The organism is Streptomyces sp. NPDC058469 (assembly GCF_042721125.1).
Classification (GTDB): Bacteria; Actinomycetota; Actinomycetes; order Streptomycetales; family Streptomycetaceae; genus Streptomyces.
On the sequence record NZ_JBHXME010000350.1, the window covers coordinates 1 to 1,980 of the forward strand.

Annotated in this window: 3 protein-coding genes; all 3 read right to left on the minus strand. The window is 67.9% G+C overall.

Annotated elements, in window-relative coordinates:
• Positions 1–917, minus strand: a 917-nt coding sequence (locus ACFWP5_RS52340) for a DEAD/DEAH box helicase (RefSeq protein WP_384174513.1), incomplete at its 3' end; no start/stop codon positions are given.
• Between the two features lie 180 nt (positions 918–1,097).
• Positions 1,098–1,301, minus strand: coding sequence for a cold-shock protein (locus ACFWP5_RS52345; protein ID WP_356065783.1), 204 nt, complete (start codon positions 1,299–1,301; stop codon positions 1,098–1,100).
• Positions 1,302–1,553: 252 nt separating this feature from the next.
• The coding region (locus tag ACFWP5_RS52350; RefSeq protein ID WP_384174516.1) for a hypothetical protein at positions 1,554–1,980 on the minus strand (427 nt) is incomplete at its 5' end.

Sequence of the window (1,980 nt, forward strand, 5' to 3'; positions counted from 1 at the left end):
GCGATCTCGGTCGTCGCCCGCTGCTTGTCCGTGCCGTGGACGTGCAGGACGTGGTGCTCCATCGTCGTGACCGCGCCCGCGGAGGGGTCGACGGAGTGGACGACGGGGTCGGTCAGGTAGCGGCGGACCAGGAGGTCCACGTTGCGGTCCAGGGTGGCGGAGAACAGCATCCGCTGGCCACCCGTCTGCACCTGGTCGAGCAGCGCGGTGACCTGGGGCATGAAGCCCATGTCGGCCATCTGGTCGGCCTCGTCGAGGACGGTGATGGAGACACTGTCGAGTCGGCAGTCGCCGCGCTCGATGAGGTCCTTGAGGCGTCCCGGCGTCGCGACCACGACCTCCGCACCGCCACGCAGCGCCCCGGCCTGACGGCCGATCGACATACCGCCGACGACGGTGGTCATCCGCACGCTGACGGCGCGGGCGTACGGGGTGAGCGCGTCGGTGACCTGCTGGGCCAGCTCGCGGGTGGGGACGAGGACGAGCGCGAGGGGCGCTCGCGGCTCGGCGCGGCGGCCCGCCGTACGGGCCAGCATCGCGAGACCGAAGGCGAGGGTCTTGCCGGAGCCGGTGCGGCCACGGCCGAGCACGTCACGGCCGGCGAGGGAGTTGGGGAGCGTCGTCGCCTGGATCGGGAACGGGACGGTGACGCCCTCGTGACCGAGCGCGGCCAACAGCTTTGCGGGCATGTCGAGTTCGGCGAACGACTCCACGGCGGGAAGGCCGGGGGTCACCGTCTTCGGCAGCGCGAACTCGCCCTGCAGGGCGACCGGTCGGCCACCGCCGCCCTTGGAGCGGCGCGGCGCGCTGGAGCGGTTGCCGGACGGGGCCGCCGAGCGGTAGCCGCCGCTCTTTCCGGATTCCGGATTTCCATTGCGCTTTCGCGCGAAGCGATCATTTGTACGTGCGCGGTTCAAAATGTGGAACCTTCCTTGATATGGCACGTATCAAGGAATTCCCGCAGTGAATGAACGGCGCAGAGAATCGCAAGAACGAGCCGGTGGCTTCGGCGGAATAGCGCCGACAGCATGGGAAATGCAGCGAGCTGGGGCCCGCACCCCAAGGTGCGGGCCCCAGCTGCGAAGTAAACGTCGTTGTTACGCAGGAACGATGTTCTCGGCCGTCGGGCCCTTCTGGCCCTGCGCGATGTCGAAGGTCACCTTCTGGCCCTCGGACAGCTCACGGAAGCCCTGGGCGGCGATGTTCGAGTAGTGGGCGAAGACGTCAGCGCCGCCACCGTCCTGCTCGATGAAGCCGAAACCCTTTTCCGCGTTGAACCACTTCACGGTGCCACTGGCCATTTTGTTCTCCTTCGGGGCGGTCAGCGGAGCCCGCAGTGTGCGGACTCCGTGTCGCCGTGATGATCACCCCGCCGGAAAGAAACCGGACACACAAAAAAATGCTCCACCGTCCCGGAGGGCGGTGCGGGCATCTGAAGGGTTTGGCAACCACAACTGCAACTGAGATCAATAGTAGCACGGCGCGATCGGCCGTGTGCGGTCGTTAATTTCAATTCTCATGTCGCCGACGTAGATATTGGGTTTCGTGCCGGACTACGCGAGCGCGTCGATCCAGTCGCGGATGACCTTGGCCGTCGTCGGGGCGTCCTCCTCCAGCACGCTGAGATGGGTACCGGCGGTGTCCGCCGTGTCCCTTACATGCGGCCAGGACGAACGCCGCCCCCGCGGCATGTCCGCCAGCGGCTCGGACGCGCGCACCAGAAGGGTGGGCACCTCGGTGGGCTCGGGGTGCCAGCCGCGGAACATCCGGGTGTAGGCACCCAGCGACAGCAGCGTCAGATCGTCCACCATGGTGTCGAAGCTCTCGCCGACCATCAGCGGAATCCGGGCGGGCAGGGACAGCAGCCACGGCTCGGCCTCCCGGTCCGGGGTGATGTGGTACGAGTCGATCAGCACGAGTCCGGCCGGGGGAGTACCGAGGGCCGACAGCCGGGTGGCGAGCGCGTGGGCTGCCGTACCG

Excerpts from the sequence above, each read along its gene's own strand:
- ACFWP5_RS52345 (WP_356065783.1), bottom strand. The coding sequence starts at position 1,301 with ATGGCCAGTGGCACCGTGAAGTGGTTCAACGCGGAAAAGGGTTTCGGC.